The sequence below is a fragment of the Pantoea sp. Cy-639 genome, assembly GCF_011752525.1.
Classification (GTDB): domain Bacteria; phylum Pseudomonadota; class Gammaproteobacteria; order Pseudomonadales; family Pseudomonadaceae; genus Aquipseudomonas.
Genome location: NZ_VWXI01000021.1, coordinates 35,555 through 55,983, shown reverse-complemented (window position 1 = coordinate 55,983; position 20,429 = coordinate 35,555). Strand labels below are relative to the sequence as shown.

Sequence of the window (20,429 nt, the reverse complement as noted above, 5' to 3'; positions counted from 1 at the left end):
TCATGTCTCTGACTAACGAGCAAATCATCGAAGCGATCGGCCAGAAAACTGTTCTGGAAATTGTTGAACTGATCAAAGCGATGGAAGAAACCTTCGGCGTTACCGCTGCTGCCGCTGTTGCCGCTGGCCCAGCTGTTGCTGCTGCCGCTGCTGAAGAGCAGACCGAGTTCAACGTCGTTCTGACCGAAGCTGGCGACAAGAAGGTCAACGTGATCAAGGCAGTTCGTGAACTGACCGGTCTGGGCCTGAAAGAAGCCAAAGAGAAAGTCGACGGCGCTCCTGCTGTCATCGCTGAAGGCGTTTCGAAAGAAGCCGCTGAAGACGCGAAGAAGAAGCTGGAAGAAGCTGGCGCTAAAGTCGAGCTGAAGTAATCTCGACCTTGCGACTCCAGTCCGAGCGTTGAGCGAAGGGCTGATGGCTGGTGGCTTATGCCACCGGCCTTTTTCCGTTATTGGTGGCCGATCAGGTCGGCCCCGATAACGAGCTGCAAGACACCCAAGAGGGTGGCGCAAACCAAGGGGTTTGCACGATTTTCTGGCTGCTCCCGCCGGGAGATGCCAAACAAGCAGGTGACCAAGCTGGGGAATGCTGATGGCTTACTCATACACTGAGAAAAAACGTATCCGCAAGGACTTTAGCAAGTTGCCGGACGTCATGGATGTGCCTTACCTCCTGGCTATCCAGCTGGATTCGTATCGCGAATTCCTGCAGGCGGGAGCATCCAAGGATCAGTTCCGCGACGTCGGTCTGCATGCGGCCTTCAAATCGGTATTCCCGATCATCAGCTACTCCGGCAATGCTGCCCTGGAGTACGTCGGCTATCGCCTGGGCGAGCCGGCTTTCGATGTGAAGGAATGTGTCCTGCGCGGTGTGACCTTCGCGGTTCCGCTGCGTGTGAAGGTGCGCCTGATCATCTTCGACAAGGAATCGTCGAATAAAGCGATCAAGGACATCAAAGAGCAAGAAGTCTACATGGGTGAAATCCCCCTGATGACTGAGAACGGTACCTTCGTTATCAACGGTACCGAGCGTGTGATCGTGTCCCAGTTGCACCGTTCGCCGGGTGTGTTCTTCGACCACGACCGTGGCAAGACTCACAGTTCGGGCAAGCTGCTTTACTCCGCACGCATCATCCCTTACCGCGGTTCCTGGTTGGACTTCGAGTTCGACCCGAAAGACTGCGTGTTCGTCCGTATCGACCGTCGCCGCAAACTGCCGGCCTCGGTATTGCTGCGTGCGCTGGGCTACAGCACCGAAGAGGTGCTCAACACCTTCTACACCACCAACGTCTTCCACATCTCTGGCGAGAAACTGAGCCTGGAGCTGGTGCCGCAGCGTCTGCGTGGTGAAGTCGCGGTCATGGACATCCATGACGGCAGCGGCAAGGTCATCGTCGAGCAAGGTCGCCGTATCACCGCGCGCCACATCAACCAGCTGGAAAAGGCTGGCGTGAAAGAGCTGGACGTGCCGATGGAGTACGTGCTTGGCCGCACCACCGCCAAGGCGATCGTGCATCCGGCTACCGGCGAGATCCTGGCCGAGTGCAACACCGAGCTGACCACCGAGCTGCTGATCAAGATCGCCAAGGCTCAGGTTGTCCGCATCGAGACCCTGTACACCAACGACATCGACTGCGGTCCGTTTATCTCGGATACCCTGAAGATCGACACCACCAGCAACCAGCTGGAAGCCCTGGTCGAGATCTATCGCATGATGCGTCCAGGCGAGCCGCCGACCAAGGATGCCGCCGAGACCCTGTTCAACAACCTGTTCTTCAGCGCCGAGCGTTACGACCTGTCCGCCGTTGGTCGCATGAAGTTCAACCGTCGTATCGGTCGTACCGAGATCGAAGGTTCGGGCGTGCTGAGCAAGGAAGACATCGTCGAGGTCCTGAAGACCCTGGTCGATATCCGTAACGGCAAAGGCATCGTCGACGACATCGACCACCTGGGTAACCGTCGTGTCCGTTGCGTTGGCGAGATGGCCGAGAACCAGTTCCGCGTTGGCCTGGTGCGTGTTGAGCGCGCAGTCAAGGAACGCCTGTCGATGGCCGAAAGCGAAGGCCTGATGCCGCAGGACCTGATCAACGCCAAGCCGGTCGCGGCGGCGGTGAAGGAGTTCTTCGGTTCCAGCCAGCTCTCGCAGTTCATGGACCAGAACAACCCGCTCTCCGAGATCACCCACAAGCGCCGCGTTTCCGCGCTCGGCCCAGGTGGTCTGACCCGTGAGCGTGCTGGCTTCGAAGTCCGTGACGTACACCCGACCCACTACGGCCGCGTGTGCCCGATCGAGACTCCTGAAGGTCCGAACATCGGTCTGATCAACTCCCTGGCAGCCTATGCCCGCACCAACCAGTACGGCTTCCTGGAAAGCCCGTACCGCGTGGTGAAGGAAGGCGTCGTCAGCGACGACATCGTGTTCCTGTCCGCTATCGAAGAAGCCGATCACGTCATCGCTCAGGCCTCGGCCGCGATGAACGAGAAGAAGCAACTGATCGACGAGCTGGTAGCTGTTCGTCACCTGAACGAATTCACCGTCAAGGCGCCGGAAGACGTCACCCTGATGGACGTTTCGCCGAAGCAGGTTGTTTCCGTCGCTGCCTCGCTGATTCCGTTCCTCGAGCACGACGACGCCAACCGTGCATTGATGGGTTCGAACATGCAGCGTCAGGCTGTACCGACCCTGCGCGCCGACAAGCCGCTGGTAGGTACCGGCATGGAGCGCAACGTCGCCCGTGACTCCGGTGTCTGCGTGGTTGCTCGCCGCGGTGGCGTGATCGACTCGGTCGACGCCAGCCGTATCGTTGTTCGTGTTGCTGACGACGAAGTCGAGACCGGTGAAGCCGGTGTGGACATCTACAACCTGACCAAGTACACCCGTTCGAACCAGAACACCTGCATCAACCAGCGTCCGCTGGTGAGCAAGGGTGACAAGGTTCAGCGTGGCGATATCATGGCCGACGGCCCGTCCACCGACATGGGTGAGCTGGCTCTGGGTCAGAACATGCGCATCGCGTTCATGGCATGGAACGGCTTCAACTTCGAAGACTCCATCTGCCTGTCCGAGCGTGTGGTTCAGGAAGACCGCTTCACCACGATCCACATCCAGGAACTGACCTGTGTGGCCCGTGACACCAAGCTTGGCCCAGAGGAAATCACCGCGGACATCCCGAACGTCGGTGAAGCCGCGCTGAACAAGCTGGACGAAGCCGGTATCGTCTACGTGGGTGCCGAAGTCGGCGCTGGCGACATCCTGGTCGGCAAGGTCACTCCGAAAGGCGAGACTCAGCTGACGCCGGAAGAAAAACTGCTGCGCGCGATCTTCGGTGAGAAGGCCAGCGACGTTAAGGACACCTCCCTGCGTGTGCCGACCGGCACCAAGGGTACCGTCATCGACGTTCAGGTCTTCACCCGTGACGGCGTCGAGCGCGACAGCCGCGCCCTGGCCATCGAGAAGATGCAGCTGGACGAGATCCGCAAGGACCTCAACGAAGAGTTCCGCATCGTCGAAGGTGCGACCTTCGAACGTCTGCGTGCTGCCCTGAACGGCCAGGTGGTCGACGGTGGCGCGGGCCTGAAGAAAGGCACCGTGATCACCGACGAAGTCCTGAACGGTCTTGAGCACGGCCAGTGGTTCAAGCTGCGCATGGCCGAAGATGCACTGAACGAGCAGTTGGAAAAGGCTCAGCAGTACATCGTCGATCGCCGTCGCCTGCTGGACGACAAGTTCGAAGACAAGAAGCGCAAGCTGCAGCAGGGCGATGACCTGGCTCCGGGCGTACTGAAGATCGTCAAGGTCTACCTGGCAATCCGCCGTCGCATCCAGCCGGGTGACAAGATGGCCGGTCGTCACGGTAACAAGGGTGTCGTCTCGGTGATCATGCCGGTCGAAGACATGCCGCACGACGCCAACGGTACTCCGGTCGACGTCGTACTGAACCCGCTGGGCGTACCTTCGCGTATGAACGTCGGTCAGATTCTCGAAACCCACCTGGGCCTCGCGGCCAAGGGCCTGGGCGAGAAGATCGACCGCATGATCGAAGAGCAGCGTAAAGCTGCCGAGCTGCGCACCTTCCTCACCGAGATCTACAACGAGATCGGTGGTCGTCAGGAGAACCTGGAAGAGTTCACCGACGAAGAGATCATCGCCCTGGCGAACAACCTGAAGAAAGGCGTGCCGATGGCTACTCCTGTCTTCGACGGTGCCAAGGAGCGTGAGATCAAGGCCATGCTGAAACTGGCGGACCTGCCAGAAAGCGGCCAGATGGTGCTGTTCGATGGCCGTACCGGCAACAAGTTCGAGCGTCCGGTGACCGTTGGTTACATGTACATGCTCAAGCTGAACCACTTGGTGGACGACAAGATGCACGCGCGTTCCACTGGTTCCTACAGCCTGGTTACCCAGCAGCCGCTGGGTGGTAAGGCGCAGTTCGGTGGTCAGCGTTTCGGGGAGATGGAAGTGTGGGCGCTGGAAGCATACGGCGCGGCATACACCCTGCAAGAAATGCTCACAGTGAAGTCGGACGACGTGAACGGCCGTACCAAGATGTACAAGAACATCGTGGATGGCGATCACCGTATGGAGCCGGGCATGCCCGAGTCCTTCAACGTGTTGATCAAAGAGATCCGTTCGCTCGGTATCGATATCGATCTGGAAACCGAATAACACGTGACGCGAAGGGGAGTGGGGCAGGTAATGCCCGCTCCCTGCTCCGCCAGGAGGAAAGGCCTTGAAAGACCTACTGAATTTGCTGAAAAACCAGGGTCAAGTCGAAGAGTTCGACGCCATCCGCATCGGTCTGGCGTCGCCTGAAATGATCCGTTCGTGGTCGTTCGGTGAAGTCAAAAAGCCGGAAACCATCAACTACCGTACGTTCAAGCCTGAGCGTGACGGCCTGTTCTGCGCCAAGATCTTTGGCCCAGTCAAGGACTACGAGTGCCTGTGCGGCAAGTACAAGCGCCTCAAGCACCGCGGCGTAATCTGCGAGAAGTGCGGCGTTGAAGTTGCCCTGGCAAAAGTTCGTCGTGAGCGCATGGCGCACATCGAGCTGGCCTCGCCGGTTGCCCACATCTGGTTCCTGAAGTCGCTGCCGTCCCGTATCGGCCTGCTGATGGACATGACCCTGCGTGACATCGAGCGCGTGCTCTACTTCGAGAGCTACGTGGTGATCGATCCGGGCATGACTACCCTCGAGAAGGGTCAGTTGCTGAACGACGAGCAGTACTTCGAAGCGCTGGAAGAGTTCGGTGACGACTTCGACGCCCGCATGGGTGCCGAGGCTGTCCGCGAACTGCTGCACGCTATCGACCTGGAGCACGAGATCGGTCGCCTGCGCGAAGAGATTCCGCAGACCAACTCGGAAACCAAGATCAAGAAGCTGTCCAAGCGCCTGAAGCTGATGGAAGCTTTCCAGGGCTCGGGCAACCTGCCTGAGTGGATGGTCCTGACTGTCCTGCCAGTACTGCCGCCGGACCTGCGTCCGCTGGTACCGCTGGATGGCGGCCGCTTCGCGACCTCCGACCTGAACGACCTGTATCGTCGGGTGATCAACCGTAACAACCGTCTGAAGCGCCTGCTTGATCTGTCGGCGCCGGACATCATCGTGCGCAACGAAAAGCGCATGCTGCAGGAAGCGGTCGACGCCCTGCTTGACAACGGCCGTCGCGGTCGCGCCATCACTGGCTCGAACAAGCGTCCGCTGAAGTCGCTGGCCGACATGATCAAAGGTAAGCAAGGTCGCTTCCGTCAGAACTTGCTCGGTAAGCGTGTCGACTACTCCGGCCGTTCGGTAATTACCGTAGGTCCGACCCTGCGTCTGCACCAGTGCGGTCTGCCGAAGAAGATGGCCCTCGAGCTGTTCAAGCCGTTCATTTTCGGCAAGCTGGAAATGCGTGGTCTGGCGACCACCATCAAGGCAGCCAAGAAGATGGTCGAGCGCGAGCTGCCGGAGGTGTGGGACGTTCTCGCCGAGGTGATCCGCGAACACCCCGTCCTGCTCAACCGTGCACCGACCCTGCACCGTCTGGGTATCCAGGCCTTTGAACCGGTTCTGATCGAAGGTAAGGCTATCCAGCTGCACCCGCTGGTCTGCGCCGCGTACAACGCCGACTTCGACGGTGACCAGATGGCCGTTCACGTGCCGCTGACGCTGGAAGCCCAGCTCGAAGCGCGTGCGCTGATGATGTCGACCAACAACATCCTGTCGCCAGCCAACGGTGAGCCAATCATCGTTCCGTCGCAGGACGTGGTTCTGGGTCTGTACTACATGACCCGTGAAGCCATCAACGCCAAGGGCGAAGGTCGTGTGTTCGCCGACCTGCAGGAAGTCGACCGCGTCTTCCGCGCTGGCGAGGCCGCGCTGCACGCCAAGATCAAGGTCCGTATCAACGAGACCGTGAAAGAGCGTGACGGCAGCATCGTCAAGAACACCCGTATCGTCGACACCACTGTCGGCCGTGCGCTGCTGTTCCAGGTAGTACCGGCAGGCCTGCCGTTCGACGTCGTCAACCAGTCGATGAAGAAGAAGGCGATCTCCAAGCTGATCAACCAGTGCTACCGCGTGGTTGGTCTGAAAGAGACCGTGATCTTCGCCGACCAGCTGATGTACACCGGCTTCGCCTACTCGACCATTTCCGGTGTCTCGATCGGTGTTAACGACTTCGTTATCCCGGACGAGAAGGCCCGCATCATCGGTACTGCTACCGACGAAGTGAAGGAAATCGAGAGCCAGTACGCCTCCGGCCTGGTAACCCAGGGCGAGAAGTACAACAAGGTCATCGACTTGTGGTCGAAGGCCAACGACGAAGTGTCCAAGGCGATGATGGCCAACCTCTCGAAAGAGAAGGTCATCGACCGTGAGGGCAAGGAAGTCGAGCAGGAATCGTTCAACTCGATGTACATGATGGCTGACTCCGGTGCTCGTGGTTCCGCGGCCCAGATCCGTCAGCTGGCCGGTATGCGTGGTCTGATGGCCAAGCCGGACGGCTCCATCATCGAGACGCCGATCACCGCGAACTTCCGTGAGGGTCTGAGCGTACTGCAGTACTTCATCTCGACCCACGGTGCTCGTAAGGGTCTGGCGGATACCGCGTTGAAGACCGCGAACTCCGGTTACCTGACCCGTCGTCTGGTCGACGTGGCCCAGGATCTGGTCGTGACCGAGATCGACTGTGGTACCGAGCAGGGCCTGCTGATGACCCCGCACATCGAAGGCGGCGACGTTGTCGAGCCGCTGGGTGAGCGTGTACTGGGTCGTGTCATCGCCCGTGACGTGTTCAAGCCAGGCACCGAGGACGTCATCGTTCCGGCCGGTACCCTGGTCGACGAGAAGTGGGTCGAGTTCATCGAGCTGAACAGCATCGACGAAGTGATCGTGCGTTCGCCGATCAACTGCGAAACCCGCTACGGTATCTGCGCCAAGTGCTACGGTCGTGACCTGGCCCGTGGTCACCAGGTGAACATCGGTGAAGCTGTCGGCGTTATCGCTGCACAGTCGATCGGTGAGCCTGGTACCCAGCTGACCATGCGTACGTTCCACATCGGTGGTGCTGCAAGCCGTACCTCGGCTGCCGACAGCGTCCAGGTGAAGAACGGCGGTATGGTGCGTCTGCATAACCTTAAGCAGGTCGAGCGTGCCGATGGCAACCTGGTTGCCGTGTCGCGTTCCGGCGAGCTGGCCATTGCCGACGAGTTCGGTCGTGAGCGTGAGCGCTACAAGCTGCCTTACGGTGCGGTGATTTCGGTCAAGGAAGGTGAAAAGGTCGAAGCTGGCGCCATCGTCGCCAAGTGGGACCCGCACACCCACCCGATCGTTACCGAGCTGAAAGGTACCGTGACCTTCGTGGGCATGGAAGAAAACATCACCATCAAGCGTCAGACCGACGAACTGACCGGTTTGACCAACATTGAAGTCCTGGACGTCAAGGATCGCCCTGCCGCTGGCAAGGAAATCCGTCCGGCGATCAAGATGGTCGATGCTGCTGGCAAGGACCTGTACCTGCCTGGTACCGACGTACCGGCCCAGTACTTCCTGCCGGCCAACGCCCTCGTCGGTGTGGCTGACGGTGCCCAGATCGGTGTTGGTGACGTTATCGCGCGTATCCCGCAAGAAACGTCGAAGACCCGTGACATCACCGGTGGTCTGCCACGCGTTGCCGACCTGTTCGAAGCGCGTCGTCCGAAAGAAGCCTCGATTCTGGCTGAAGTCAGCGGCACCATCGCGTTCGGCAAGGAGACCAAGGGCAAGCGTCGTCTGGTCATTACCCCGACCGACGGTAGCGATCCGTATGAAGAGCTGATTCCGAAGTGGCGTCACCTGAACGTCTTCGAAGGCGAACAGGTAAACCGCGGCGAAGTTATCTCCGACGGCCCGAGCGATCCGCACGACATCCTGCGTCTGCTGGGTGTGAGCGCGCTGGCGAAGTACATCGTCAACGAGATCCAGGACGTTTACCGTCTGCAAGGCGTGAAGATCAACGACAAGCACATCGAGACCATCCTGCGTCAGATGCTGCGCAAGGTCGAGATCTCCGAGTCGGGCGATTCCAGCTTCATCAAGGGCGACCAGATGGAACTGACCCAGGTACTGGTAGAGAACGAGCGTCTCGCCGGCGAGGACAAGTTCATCTCGAAGTTCACCCGTGTGCTGCTGGGTATCACCAAGGCCTCGCTGTCGACCGAATCGTTCATCTCGGCGGCTTCCTTCCAGGAAACCACCCGCGTACTGACCGAGGCGGCGGTAACCGGCAAGCGCGATTACCTGCGCGGCCTGAAAGAGAACGTGGTCGTGGGTCGTCTGATCCCGGCGGGTACCGGTCTGGCCTATCACAGCGAGCGCAAGCGTCGCCGTGATGCCGACAAACCGCTGCGTGTGAGCGCCAGTGAGGTGGAAGCCGCACTGACCGAAGCGCTGAACTCCAGCGGTAATTGAGTCCAGGGCAGGGCCCCGGCACGCCACGTGCGGTCATCGACGACATGAATTGTTGCCGATGACCGGACGGGGAGGGCCGGGGCCTCGTCTTGACTGGGTGCAAGATCCTCTTTAGACTTTTGTACCCTTAAATTTGGTGAGGCTCCGTCTCGCCAATTTTTGGCTTTCTTGCAAGACAATAGAGTCGCAAGACAATCAGTGGAGCTAGTAGATGGCAACTATCAACCAGCTGGTACGTCAGCCGCGTAAGCGTTCGGTCGAGAAGTCCGACGTTCCTGCGCTGCAGAACTGCCCGCAGCGTCGTGGCGTGTGCACCCGTGTGTACACCACCACGCCGAAAAAACCTAACTCGGCACTGCGTAAAGTATGCCGTGTGCGTCTGACCAACGGTTTCGAGGTTTCCTCGTACATCGGTGGTGAAGGCCACAACCTGCAAGAGCACAGCGTCGTCCTGATCCGTGGCGGCCGTGTAAAAGACTTGCCAGGTGTTCGTTACCACACCGTTCGCGGCTCTCTGGATACTTCGGGCGTCAAAGGCCGTAACCAGGGTCGTTCGAAGTACGGTACCAAGCGTCCGAAGTAATCGGCCGTTTGCAGACATCCATTTATTTGAGTCGATAAGAGTAAGGTCGGGCAGGGGTCGAAGACCCGCGTCCCGGGCTAACCTGAAGACCGTTTGAGGGCTTATCATGCCAAGACGTCGTGTAGCAGCAAAACGTGAGATCCTGGACGATCCGAAGTACGGATCCCAGATCCTCGCCAAGTTCATGAACCACGTGATGGAAAGCGGCAAGAAGGCCGTAGCCGAGCGCATCGTTTACGGTGCCCTGGATACCGTCAAAGCACGCAAGAACAGCGACCCCCTGGAAATCTTCGAGAAAGCTCTCGACGCCATCGCTCCGCTGGTCGAAGTTAAGTCCCGTCGTGTCGGCGGTGCTACTTACCAGGTTCCGGTTGAAGTTCGTCCATCCCGTCGTAACGCTCTGGCAATGCGCTGGCTCGTAGACTACGCCCGCAAGCGCGGCGAGAAGTCGATGGCTCTGCGTCTGGCCGGCGAACTGCTGGATGCTGCCGAAGGCAAGGGTGCTGCAGTCAAGAAGCGTGAAGACGTGCACCGTATGGCCGAGGCCAACAAAGCGTTCTCGCACTACCGCTTCTAATTCAAGCATCAATTTTTTTGCGAGGGCTTTATGGCTCGTACTACAGCAATTAACCGCTACCGTAACATTGGTATCTGCGCGCACGTTGACGCGGGCAAGACTACCACTACCGAGCGGATCCTGTTCTACACAGGTCTGAGCCACAAGATGGGCGAGGTGCACGACGGCGCCGCGACTACCGACTGGATGGTGCAGGAGCAGGAGCGCGGTATCACCATTACCTCCGCTGCCGTTACCACCTTCTGGAAAGGTTCCCGTGGTCAGTACGACAACTACCGCGTAAACGTCATCGATACTCCCGGCCACGTTGACTTCACCATTGAAGTAGAGCGTTCGCTGCGTGTACTCGACGGCGCGGTCGTTGTGTTCTGCGGTACCTCCGGTGTTGAGCCGCAGTCCGAAACCGTATGGCGTCAGGCCAACAAGTACGGCGTTCCACGTGTTGTCTACGTGAACAAGATGGACCGTGCCGGTGCCAACTTCCTGCGCGTCGTAGGTCAGATCAAGAACCGCCTGGGTCACACCCCGGTTCCTGTTCAGCTGGCCATCGGTTCGGAAGATAACTTCCAGGGTCAGGTCGACCTGATCAAGATGAAGGCTATCTACTGGAACGACGACGACAAGGGCACCACCTACCGTGAGGAAGAAATTCCTGCGGATATGGTCGAGCTGGCCAATGAGTGGCGCAACAACATGGTTGAAGCCGCCGCCGAAGCCAACGAAGAGCTGATGAACAAGTACCTTGAAGAAGGTGACCTGTCCATCGAAGACATCAAGGCTGGTCTGCGCGCCCGTACCCTGGCGAGCGAGATCGTTCCTGCTGTCTGCGGTTCCTCGTTCAAGAACAAGGGTGTTCCCCTGGTTCTCGACGCCGTCATCGACTTCCTGCCTGCTCCGACCGAGATCCCGGCGATCAAGGGTATCCACCCTGACCTGATCGACGTGCCGAAGGACGAAGTCAAGCCTGAGCAGTTCGACGAGCGTCACGCTGACGACGACGAGCCGTTCTCGGCCCTGGCCTTCAAGATCGCCACCGACCCGTTCGTTGGTACTCTGACCTTCGTTCGCGTTTACTCGGGCTTCCTGACCTCCGGTGACTCCGTCATCAACTCGGTCAAGGGCAAGAAAGAGCGCGTTGGTCGTATGGTCCAGATGCACGCTAACCAGCGTGAAGAGATCAAAGAAGTACGCGCTGGTGACATCGCTGCTCTGATCGGCATGAAGGACGTCACCACTGGTGACACCCTGTGCAACGCCGACAAGCCGATCATCCTCGAGCGTATGGACTTCCCTGAGCCTGTGATTTCGCTCTCCGTAGAGCCGAAAACCAAGCAGGACCAGGAAAAGATGGGTATCGCACTGGGCAAGCTGGCTCAGGAAGACCCGTCGTTCCGCGTCAAGACCGATGAAGAAACCGGTCAGACCATCATCTCGGGTATGGGCGAGCTGCACCTGGACATCCTCGTTGACCGCATGAAGCGCGAGTTCAACGTCGAAGCCAACATCGGCAAGCCGCAGGTTTCGTACCGCGAGAAGATCACCAAGTCCAACGTCGAAATCGAAGGCAAGTTCGTTCGTCAGTCGGGTGGTCGTGGTCAGTTCGGTCACTGCTGGATCCGCTTCTCGGAGCCGGACCAGGACGAAAAAGGCAACATCACCGAAGGTCTGGTGTTCGCCAACGAAGTCGTTGGTGGTGTGATTCCGAAGGAATACATCCCTGCGATCCAGAAAGGCATCGAAGAGCAGATGAAGAACGGCGTTGTTGCCGGCTATCCGCTGATCGGCCTGAAGGCTGCGGTATTCGACGGTTCGTACCACGACGTCGACTCCAACGAAATGGCGTTCAAGATCGCTGCATCGATGGCAACCAAGCAACTGGCCCAGAAGGGCGGTGGCGTGGTTCTCGAGCCGATCATGAAGGTCGAAGTTGTAACCCCGGAAGACTACCTGGGTGACGTGATGGGTGACCTGAACCGTCGTCGTGGTCTGGTACAGGGTATGGATGAGTCGGTCTCTGGCCGCGTCGTCCGCGCTGAAGTTCCGCTCGGAGAGATGTTCGGTTACGCAACCGACGTTCGTTCCATGTCTCAGGGTCGCGCAAGCTACTCCATGGAATTCTCCAAATACGCCGAAGCTCCGTCGAACATCGTCGAAGCACTCGTTAAAAAACAAGGCTAATCCCCTTTAGGCAAGAGGTTCACTGTCGTGGCTAAAGAAAAATTTGATCGTTCCCTTCCCCACGTTAACGTCGGCACCATCGGCCACGTTGACCACGGTAAGACCACTCTGACCGCAGCTCTGACTCGCGTCTGCTCCGAAGTTTTCGGTTCGGCCGTCGTTGAGTTCGACAAGATCGACTCGGCTCCGGAAGAAAAAGCGCGCGGTATCACCATCAACACCGCTCACGTCGAGTACAACTCGAACATTCGTCACTACGCTCACGTTGACTGCCCAGGTCACGCTGACTACGTGAAGAACATGATCACCGGTGCTGCCCAGATGGACGGCGCGATCCTGGTTTGCTCGGCCGCCGATGGTCCGATGCCACAAACCCGTGAGCACATCCTGCTGTCCCGCCAGGTTGGCGTTCCGTACATCGTGGTCTTCCTGAACAAGGCTGACCTGGTAGACGACGCCGAGCTGCTGGAACTGGTCGAGATGGAAGTTCGCGACCTGCTGTCCACCTACGACTTCCCAGGCGACGACACTCCGATCATCATCGGTTCCGCTCGTATGGCCCTGGAAGGCAAAGACGACAACGAAATGGGCACTACCGCTGTCAAGAAGCTGGTAGAGACTCTGGATGCCTACATCCCTGAGCCAGTTCGTGCCATCGACCAGCCGTTCCTGATGCCGATCGAAGACGTATTCTCGATCTCGGGTCGTGGTACCGTTGTTACCGGCCGTATCGAGCGTGGTATCGTCCGCGTTCAGGATCCGCTGGAAATCGTTGGTCTGCGTGACACCACCACCACCACCTGCACCGGCGTTGAGATGTTCCGCAAGCTGCTGGACGAAGGTCGTGCTGGCGAGAACTGCGGCGTGCTGCTGCGCGGCACCAAGCGTGACGAAGTTGAGCGTGGCCAGGTTCTGGTCAAGCCAGGTTCGGTCAAGCCGCACACCAAGTTCACCGCAGAAGTCTACGTCCTGTCGAAGGAAGAAGGCGGCCGTCACACTCCGTTCTTCAAAGGCTACCGTCCTCAGTTCTACTTCCGTACCACTGACGTGACCGGTAACTGCGAGCTGCCGGAAGGCGTTGAAATGGTAATGCCAGGCGACAACATCCAAATGGTTGTCACCCTGATCAAGACCATCGCAATGGAAGACGGTCTGCGTTTCGCCATCCGTGAAGGCGGTCGTACCGTCGGCGCCGGCGTCGTGGCCAAAATCATCGAGTAATCACTCGATCGGTTGAAAAAACCCCCGCTCAGCGGGGGTTTTTTTTATTGGGTTGACACTAAATTGGGGCGTCTATAGAATCACGCCTCCTTTTAACGGGCGTAGTGCGCCCGATGGGAACAGCCTGGAGTCTGAAATCCAATGCAAAATCAGCAAATCCGTATCAGGTTGAAGGCTTTCGACCATCGCCTGATCGACCAATCCACCCAGGAAATCGTGGAAACCGCGAAACGTACTGGTGCACAAGTGCGTGGTCCAATTCCACTGCCTACCCGCAAAGAGCGTTTCACCGTTCTGGTCTCCCCGCACGTCAACAAAGACGCGCGTGACCAGTACGAGATTCGCACTCATAAGCGTGTTCTGGACATCGTCCAGCCTACGGATAAAACCGTTGACGCGCTGATGAAGCTTGATCTGGCGGCCGGCGTGGAAGTGCAGATCAGCCTCGGCTAAGACTTCGGTCTGGTCGTGTAACGCTCTGAAATGGGCGGCCATAGCGGGTGAAAGCCCCGTACACTCATGAGGTTTACAACATGACTATTGGTGTAGTCGGTCGAAAAGCGGGTATGACCCGTATTTTCACCGAAGAAGGTGTCTCCATTCCGGTCACGGTCATCGAGATCGAGCCGAATCGCGTCACCCAGTTCAAAACCGAAGAAACTGATGGCTACCGTGCAGTGCAAGTCACTGTCGGCGAGCGTCGTGCTTCGCGTGTGACCGCCGCTCAGGCAGGCCACTTTGCCAAGGCTAACGTTGCCGCTGGTCGCGGTGTTTGGGAGTTCCGTCTTGAAGAAGGCGATTTCCAGGCTGGCGATCTGATCAAAGCTGAACTCTTCACTGCAGGCCAGCTGGTAGACGTAACCGGTCAGTCCAAGGGTAAAGGCTTCGCCGGTACCATCAAGCGTTGGAACTTCCGTGGTCAAGACAACACCCACGGTAACTCCGTATCGCACCGTGTCCCTGGCTCCATCGGCCAGTGCCAGACTCCTGGTCGTGTATTCAAGGGCAAGAAGATGTCCGGTCACATGGGCGCCGAGCGCGTGACTGTTCAGTCCCTGGAAGTAGTACGCGTAGACGCTGAACGCAACCTGCTGCTGATCAAGGGTGCCGTCCCAGGCGCTACTGGCGGCGACGTGGTCGTGCGTCCGGCTGTCAAGGCTCGCGGTTAAGGGGAAACTGACATGCAACTCAATGTAAATGACGCTCAGGCGATCGAAGTTTCCGAACTGACCTTCGGTGGCGAATTCAACGAGACGCTGGTACACCAAGCAGTCGTGGCCTACATGGCCGGCGGCCGTCAGGGCACCAAGCAGCAGAAGACCCGTTCTGACGTGGCCGGTGGCGGTAAGCGCCCATGGCGTCAGAAAGGTACTGGCCGTGCTCGTGCTGGTACTACCCGTGGTCCGATCTGGCGTGGCGGTGGTGTAACCTTCGCAGCTCGTCCTCAGGATCACTCGCAGAAGCTCAACAAGAAGATGTATCGCGCAGCTCTGCGCTCCATCCTCGCTGAGCTGGTGCGTAGCGACCGTCTGGTTGTGGTTCAGGACTTCGCTGTTGAAGCCCCGAAAACCAAAGACCTGCTGAACAAGCTGAACGGCATGGGTCTGAGCGATGTTCTGATCGTTTCGGACGCTGTTGATCAGAACCTGTACCTGGCTGCTCGCAACCTGCCGCACGTCGATGTACGTGACGTTCAAGGTTCCGACCCGGTCAGTCTGATCGCATACGAGAAAGTGTTGATCACTGTCTCGGCCGTGAAGAAATTCGAGGAGCTGCTGGGATGAACCAGGAACGCGTATTCAAAGTCCTCCTTGGCCCGCACGTTTCCGAGAAGGCTACCGTTCTGGCTGAGAAAAAAGGCCAGTTCGTATTCAAGGTTGCTACCGATGCAACCAAGCTGGAAATCAAGAAAGCTGTCGAAGGCCTGTTCAACGTAAAAGTTGAAAACGTGTCGACTGTTAACGTTCTGGGTAAAACCAAGCGTACCGCACGTGGTCTGGGCAAGCGTAATGACTGGAAGAAGGCGATCGTCTCCCTTCAGCCAGGCCAAGATCTCGATTTCAGCAGCAGTGCTGAGTAAGGAAGGGGTGCATCATGGCAATCGTTAAATGCAAACCGACTTCCCCTGGCCGCCGTTTTGTGGTCAAGGTGGTCAACAAGGAGCTGCACAAAGGCGCTCCTCACGCACCGCTGATCGAGAAAAAATCGAAGTCTGGTGGTCGTAACAACAATGGCCGCATCACCACTCGTCACGTTGGTGGTGGCCACAAGCAGCATTACCGTCTGGTCGACTTCCGTCGCAACGACAAGGATGGCATTCCAGCCACCGTCGAGCGTATCGAATACGACCCGAACCGTACTGCTCACATCGCCCTGCTGTGCTACGCAGACGGTGAGCGTCGCTACATCATCGCCCCTAAGGGCGTGAGCGCTGGCGATCAGCTGATCGCAGGTGCACTGGCCCCAATCAAGGCCGGTAACTCCCTGCAGCTGCGCAACATCCCAGTAGGTAGCACCGTTCACGGCATCGAACTGAAGCCGGGTAAAGGTGCTCAGATCGCTCGTTCCGCTGGTGCTTCCGCTCAGCTGATCGCGCGTGAAGGCGTCTACGTGACTCTGCGTCTTCGCTCTGGCGAAATGCGTAAAGTACTGGCCGAGTGCCGTGCGACCCTGGGCGAAGTCTCGAACTCCGAGCACAGCCTGCGTTCGCTGGGTAAAGCTGGTGCCAAACGCTGGCGCGGCGTTCGCCCGACCGTTCGTGGTGTTGCCATGAACCCGGTCGACCACCCACACGGTGGTGGTGAAGGTCGTACCTCCGGTGGTCGTCATCCGGTATCGCCATGGGGCTTCCCAACCAAGGGTGCTAAAACCCGTGGTAATAAGCGTACCGACAACATGATCGTCCGTCGTCGCAAGTAACTAGAGGGATACGACAGTGCCACGTTCTCTGAAAAAAGGTCCTTTTATCGATCTTCACCTGCTGAAGAAGGTCGAAGTGGCGGTGGAGAAGAATGATCGCAAGCCAGTTAAAACCTGGTCGCGCCGTTCGATGATCCTGCCACAAATGGTCGGTCTGACCATCGCGGTACACAACGGTCGCCAACACGTCCCAGTTCTCGTGAACGAAGACATGGTCGGCCACAAACTGGGCGAGTTTGCCGGTACCCGCACCTACCGCGGGCACGTGGCTGACAAGAAAGCCAAGCGTTAAGGGGTAAGGAAATGGAAGTAGCCGCTAAGTTGTCGGGCGCTCGCATCTCCGCCCAGAAAGCCCGCTTGGTCGCCGACCAGATCCGCGGGAAGAAGGTGGGCGAAGCGCTCAACCTGTTGGCCTTCAGCAGCAAAAAAGCCGCTGAAATCATGAAGAAAGTCCTCGAGTCGGCCGTAGCCAACGCCGAACACAACGAAGGCGCTGACGTTGATGACCTGAAGGTCTCCACCGTCTTCGTCAACGAAGGGCGTTCGCTGAAGCGCATCATGCCGCGTGCCAAAGGCCGCGCTGATCGCATCGTCAAGCGGTCTTGCCATATCACTGTCAAGGTTGCGGACAAGTAACGGAGTCGATCAGATGGGTCAGAAAGTACATCCCACTGGCATTCGCCTGGGAATCGTCAAGGAGCACACCTCCGTCTGGTATGCAGACGGCGCTACTTACGCAGATTACCTGTTGAAGGATCTGAAAACGCGTGAGTACCTCCAAGACAAACTAAAAAGCGCGTCCGTAAGCCGTATCGATATTCATCGTCCGGCTCAAACTGCACGCATCACCATCCACACTGCTCGTCCCGGTATCGTTATCGGCAAGAAAGGTGAGGACGTTGAGAAGCTGCGTCAGGACCTGACCAAGCAGATGGGTGTGCCTGTGCACATCAACATCGAAGAGATCCGCAAGCCGGAACTCGACGCCATGCTGGTTGCTCAGAGCGTTGCCCAGCAGCTGGAGCGCCGCGTTATGTTCCGTCGCGCCATGAAGCGCGCCGTGCAGAACGCCATGCGTATTGGTGCCAAGGGCATCAAGATCCAGGTGAGCGGTCGTCTCGGCGGTGCCGAGATCGCACGTACCGAGTGGTATCGCGAAGGTCGTGTGCCTCTGCACACCCTGCGTGCCGATATCGACTACAACACCTACGAAGCTCACACCACCTACGGTGTGATCGGTGTGAAGGTTTGGATCTTCAAAGGCGAAGTAATTGGTGGTCGCCAGGAAGAGCTGAAGCCTCAAGCACCAGCGCCTCGTAAAAAAGCTGCTAAGTAAGGGGTACGCCAAATGTTGCAACCAAAGCGTACGAAATTCCGCAAGCAGATGACCGGCCACAACCGTGGTCTGGCACTGCGCGGTAGCAAGGTCAGCTTCGGCGAGTTCGCTCTGAAAGCTGTAGCTCGCGGTCGTCTCACCGCCCGCCAGATCGAGTCGGCACGTCGTGCCCTGACCCGTCACGTAAAACGTGGCGGTAAGATCTGGATCCGTGTCTTCCCGGACAAGCCGGTTACCAAGAAGCCTCTCGAGGTTCGTATGGGTAAAGGTAAGGGTTCCGTGGAATACTGGGTTGCCCAGATCCAGCCAGGCAAAGTCCTGTACGAGATCGAGGGTGTTTCTGAAGAGCTGGCGCGCGAAGCTTTCGCCCTGGCTGCTGCAAAGCTGCCTCTCGCCACCTCCTTTGTTAAGCGGACGGTGATGTGATGAAAGCGAATGAACTTCGTGAAAAATCGGCACAGCAACTGAATGAGCAACTGCTCGGCTTGCTGCGCGACCAGTTCAATCTGCGCATGCAGAAAGCAACTGGCCAGTTGGGGCAGTCGCACCTGCTCTCGCAAGTTAAGCGTGACATCGCTCGCGTGAAAACTGTGCTCAACCAGCAGGCAGGTAAGTGATCATGGCTGAAGCTGAAAAAACCGTCCGTACGCTGACTGGCCGTGTCGTCAGCGACAAAATGGACAAGACCATCACCGTTCTGATCGAGCGTCGCGTTAAGCACCCGATCTACGGTAAATACGTTAAGCGTTCGACTAAGCTGCACGCGCACGACGAATCCAACCAGTGCAAGATCGGCGACAAGGTTTCCATCCGTGAAACCCGTCCGCTGGCCAAGACCAAGTCCTGGGCACTGGTTGAAGTCCTCGAACGCGCTGTTGAAGTCTAAGGGCTAAGGGTCGGAGAAATTTTATGATTCAGACTCAATCCATGCTCGATGTGGCCGATAACAGCGGCGCTCGTCGCGTCATGTGCATCAAGGTGCTCGGCGGTTCCCACCGCCGTTACGCCGGTATCGGTGACATCATCAAAGTAACCGTCAAGGAAGCAATTCCGCGCGGTAAGGTCAAAAAAGGCCAGGTGATGACCGCTGTTGTCGTCCGTACCCGTCACGGTGTACGTCGCGCTGACGGTTCCATCATTCGTTTCGACGGCAACGCTGCTGTTCTGCTGAACACCAAGCAAGAGCCGATCGGCACTCGCATCTTCGGGCCAGTGACCCGTGAACTTCGTACCGAGAAGTTCATGAAGATCGTCTCGCTCGCCCCTGAAGTGCTCTAAGGAGATCCGACATGCAAAAGATTCGTCGTGACGACGAGATCATCGTGATCGCCGGCAAAGACAAAGGTAAGCGCGGTAAGGTGCTGAAGGTTCTCGCTGACGACCGTCTGGTCATCGGTGGTGTCAACCTGGTCAAGCGTCACACCAAGCCTAACCCGATGGCGGGCGTCCAGGGCGGTATCGTCGAGAAAGAAGCGCCTCTGCACGCTTCCAACGTTGCCATCTTCAACAGCGAGACCAACAAGGCTGACCGCGTTGGTTTCAAAGTAGAAGAAGGTAAAAAAATTCGTGTCTTCAAGTCGACCCAAAAAGCGGTTGATGCTTGAACACTGCTAGGTAGAAGACCATGGCACGACTGAAAGAGATTTACCGGAACGAAATCGCTCCTAAGCTTAAGGAAGAACTTAAGCTGTCGAACGTGATGGAAGTTCCGCGCGTTACCAAGATCACCCTGAACATGGGTCTGGGCGAAGCGATCGGCGACAAGAAGGTCATCGAGCACGCTGTTGCCGACCTGGAAAAGATCACTGGCCAAAAGCCAGTTGTGACTTTCGCTCGTAAATCCATCGCGGGCTTCAAAGTCCGTGAAGGATGGCCGATCGGCGTCAAGGTGACCCTGCGTCGCGAAAAAATGTACGAGTTCCTGGACCGCCTGCTGGCGATCTCCCTGCCACGGGTTCGCGACTTCCGCGGCCTGAATGCCAAGTCCTTCGACGGTCGTGGCAACTACAGCATGGGCGTGAAAGAGCAGATCATCTTCCCGGAAATCGACTACGACAAGATCGATGCTCTGCGCGGTTTGGACATCACCCTGACCACCACTGCTCGTTCGGACGACGAAGGCCGCGCTCTGCTGCGTGCTTTCAAGTTCCCGTTCCGCAACTGATTGGAGTAGGAAAATGGCCAAGAAGAGCATGAAAAACCGCGAGCTGAAGCGTCAGCTCACGGTAGCCAAGTACGCTAAAAAGCGTGCCGAGCTGAAAGCGACCATCGTCAACCTGAACGCCTCTCCTGAAGAGCGCTTCGCCGCCGTTGTCGCCCTGCAGAAGCAACCACGTGACGCCAGCGCCTCGCGCATGCGTAACCGTTGCCGTCTGACCGGTCGTCCGCACGGTGTGTACCGCAAGTTCGGCCTCGGCCGTAACAAGCTGCGCGAAGCCGCCATGCGTGGTGACGTGCCAGGTCTGGTCAAGGCCAGCTGGTAATCCCGGTTGGCGTGACCGCCGGCGGAAGGGGAGAAATCTTCCGACCGCCGGTGACCTCGCAACGAAACAAGCCCCTATATGGGGCTTGTTTCGTTTCTGCCTTGTGTCTAGAATGACCGGCTCACCTGAGCCTGGGTTTTTTGCCCTGCCTGCTCGGGTGGTTTTGATAGCCGCAAGGCTAATAATTCTTGTATCAGGAGCAT

22 protein-coding genes are annotated in these 20,429 nt (G+C 58.0%); all 22 read left to right on the top strand.

Annotated elements, in window-relative coordinates; genetic code table 11:
- Nucleotides 1-2: 2 nt before the first annotated feature.
- Nucleotides 3-371: a 50S ribosomal protein L7/L12 gene (gene rplL / locus F3J43_RS21590; RefSeq protein WP_166891823.1), complete on the top strand. Its 369-nt coding sequence runs from the start codon at nt 3-5 to the stop codon at nt 369-371.
- A 220-nt stretch (nt 372-591) separates the two neighbouring features.
- Nucleotides 592-4,665: a DNA-directed RNA polymerase subunit beta gene (gene rpoB, locus F3J43_RS21585; protein ID WP_166891820.1), complete on the top strand. Its 4,074-nt coding sequence runs from the start codon at nt 592-594 to the stop codon at nt 4,663-4,665.
- 64 nt (nt 4,666-4,729) lie between these two features.
- A complete protein-coding gene (gene rpoC, locus F3J43_RS21580) occupies nt 4,730-8,929 on the top strand; it encodes a DNA-directed RNA polymerase subunit beta' (RefSeq protein ID WP_166891816.1) in 4,200 nt (1,399 codons plus the stop codon).
- Between the two features lie 211 nt (nt 8,930-9,140).
- Entirely contained in the window at nt 9,141-9,512 is a 372-nt protein-coding gene (rpsL, locus tag F3J43_RS21575; protein WP_003255492.1) for a 30S ribosomal protein S12, read from the top strand.
- Nucleotides 9,513-9,618: 106 nt separating this feature from the next.
- Nucleotides 9,619-10,089 (top strand): 30S ribosomal protein S7, encoded by a 471-nt coding sequence (gene rpsG, locus F3J43_RS21570; protein ID WP_003246741.1) that lies wholly within the window; start codon nt 9,619-9,621, stop codon nt 10,087-10,089.
- Nucleotides 10,090-10,119: 30 nt separating this feature from the next.
- Nucleotides 10,120-12,267, top strand: a complete 2,148-nt coding sequence (gene fusA, locus F3J43_RS21565; RefSeq protein WP_166891813.1) for an elongation factor G — start codon at nt 10,120-10,122, stop codon at nt 12,265-12,267.
- Between the two features lie 27 nt (nt 12,268-12,294).
- On the top strand, nt 12,295-13,488 hold the full coding sequence (gene tuf, locus F3J43_RS21560) for an elongation factor Tu (protein ID WP_166891810.1): 1,194 nt from the start codon (nt 12,295-12,297) through the stop codon (nt 13,486-13,488).
- A 141-nt stretch (nt 13,489-13,629) separates the two neighbouring features.
- Nucleotides 13,630-13,941, top strand: a complete 312-nt coding sequence (gene rpsJ, locus F3J43_RS21555; protein WP_003186070.1) for a 30S ribosomal protein S10 — start codon at nt 13,630-13,632, stop codon at nt 13,939-13,941.
- A gap of 80 nt (nt 13,942-14,021) precedes the next feature.
- Entirely contained in the window at nt 14,022-14,657 is a 636-nt protein-coding gene (rplC, locus tag F3J43_RS21550) for a 50S ribosomal protein L3 (RefSeq protein WP_011531887.1), read from the top strand.
- Nucleotides 14,658-14,669: 12 nt separating this feature from the next.
- A complete protein-coding gene (gene rplD, locus F3J43_RS21545; RefSeq protein WP_003255485.1) occupies nt 14,670-15,272 on the top strand; it encodes a 50S ribosomal protein L4 in 603 nt (200 codons plus the stop codon).
- Nucleotides 15,269-15,568: a 50S ribosomal protein L23 gene (rplW, locus tag F3J43_RS21540; protein ID WP_003255484.1), complete on the top strand. Its 300-nt coding sequence runs from the start codon at nt 15,269-15,271 to the stop codon at nt 15,566-15,568. The genes rplD and rplW overlap by 4 nt, the downstream gene beginning before the upstream one ends.
- 14 nt (nt 15,569-15,582) lie before the next feature.
- Nucleotides 15,583-16,407 carry a 50S ribosomal protein L2 gene (rplB, locus tag F3J43_RS21535; protein WP_011531888.1) on the top strand — a complete coding sequence of 275 codons (825 nt, stop codon included), beginning with the start codon at nt 15,583-15,585 and terminating at the stop codon, nt 16,405-16,407.
- Nucleotides 16,408-16,423: 16 nt separating this feature from the next.
- Nucleotides 16,424-16,699: a 30S ribosomal protein S19 gene (rpsS, locus tag F3J43_RS21530; RefSeq protein ID WP_003255482.1), complete on the top strand. Its 276-nt coding sequence runs from the start codon at nt 16,424-16,426 to the stop codon at nt 16,697-16,699.
- An 11-nt stretch (nt 16,700-16,710) separates the two neighbouring features.
- Nucleotides 16,711-17,043: a 50S ribosomal protein L22 gene (gene rplV, locus F3J43_RS21525; protein ID WP_003103908.1), complete on the top strand. Its 333-nt coding sequence runs from the start codon at nt 16,711-16,713 to the stop codon at nt 17,041-17,043.
- Nucleotides 17,044-17,056: 13 nt separating this feature from the next.
- Nucleotides 17,057-17,743 (top strand): 30S ribosomal protein S3, encoded by a 687-nt coding sequence (rpsC, locus tag F3J43_RS21520; RefSeq protein ID WP_003255481.1) that lies wholly within the window; start codon nt 17,057-17,059, stop codon nt 17,741-17,743.
- 12 nt (nt 17,744-17,755) lie between these two features.
- Complete coding sequence (gene rplP / locus F3J43_RS21515; RefSeq protein WP_009397508.1) at nt 17,756-18,169, top strand: 50S ribosomal protein L16; 414 nt, start codon at nt 17,756-17,758, stop codon at nt 18,167-18,169.
- Entirely contained in the window at nt 18,169-18,360 is a 192-nt protein-coding gene (gene rpmC / locus F3J43_RS21510) for a 50S ribosomal protein L29 (protein ID WP_002555481.1), read from the top strand. Before rplP ends, rpmC begins: the two co-directional genes overlap by 1 nt.
- Before the next feature lie 2 nt (nt 18,361-18,362).
- A complete protein-coding gene (rpsQ, locus tag F3J43_RS21505) occupies nt 18,363-18,629 on the top strand; it encodes a 30S ribosomal protein S17 (RefSeq protein WP_008089812.1) in 267 nt (88 codons plus the stop codon).
- A gap of 23 nt (nt 18,630-18,652) precedes the next feature.
- A complete protein-coding gene (rplN, locus tag F3J43_RS21500; protein WP_008089810.1) occupies nt 18,653-19,021 on the top strand; it encodes a 50S ribosomal protein L14 in 369 nt (122 codons plus the stop codon).
- 11 nt (nt 19,022-19,032) lie between these two features.
- Nucleotides 19,033-19,347 (top strand): 50S ribosomal protein L24, encoded by a 315-nt coding sequence (gene rplX, locus F3J43_RS21495; RefSeq protein ID WP_023629180.1) that lies wholly within the window; start codon nt 19,033-19,035, stop codon nt 19,345-19,347.
- Nucleotides 19,348-19,367: 20 nt separating this feature from the next.
- A complete protein-coding gene (gene rplE, locus F3J43_RS21490) occupies nt 19,368-19,907 on the top strand; it encodes a 50S ribosomal protein L5 (protein ID WP_012316517.1) in 540 nt (179 codons plus the stop codon).
- A gap of 13 nt (nt 19,908-19,920) precedes the next feature.
- Nucleotides 19,921-20,226 carry a 30S ribosomal protein S14 gene (rpsN, locus tag F3J43_RS21485; RefSeq protein WP_166891807.1) on the top strand — a complete coding sequence of 102 codons (306 nt, stop codon included), beginning with the start codon at nt 19,921-19,923 and terminating at the stop codon, nt 20,224-20,226.
- The last annotated feature ends 203 nt before the right edge of the window (nt 20,227-20,429 follow it).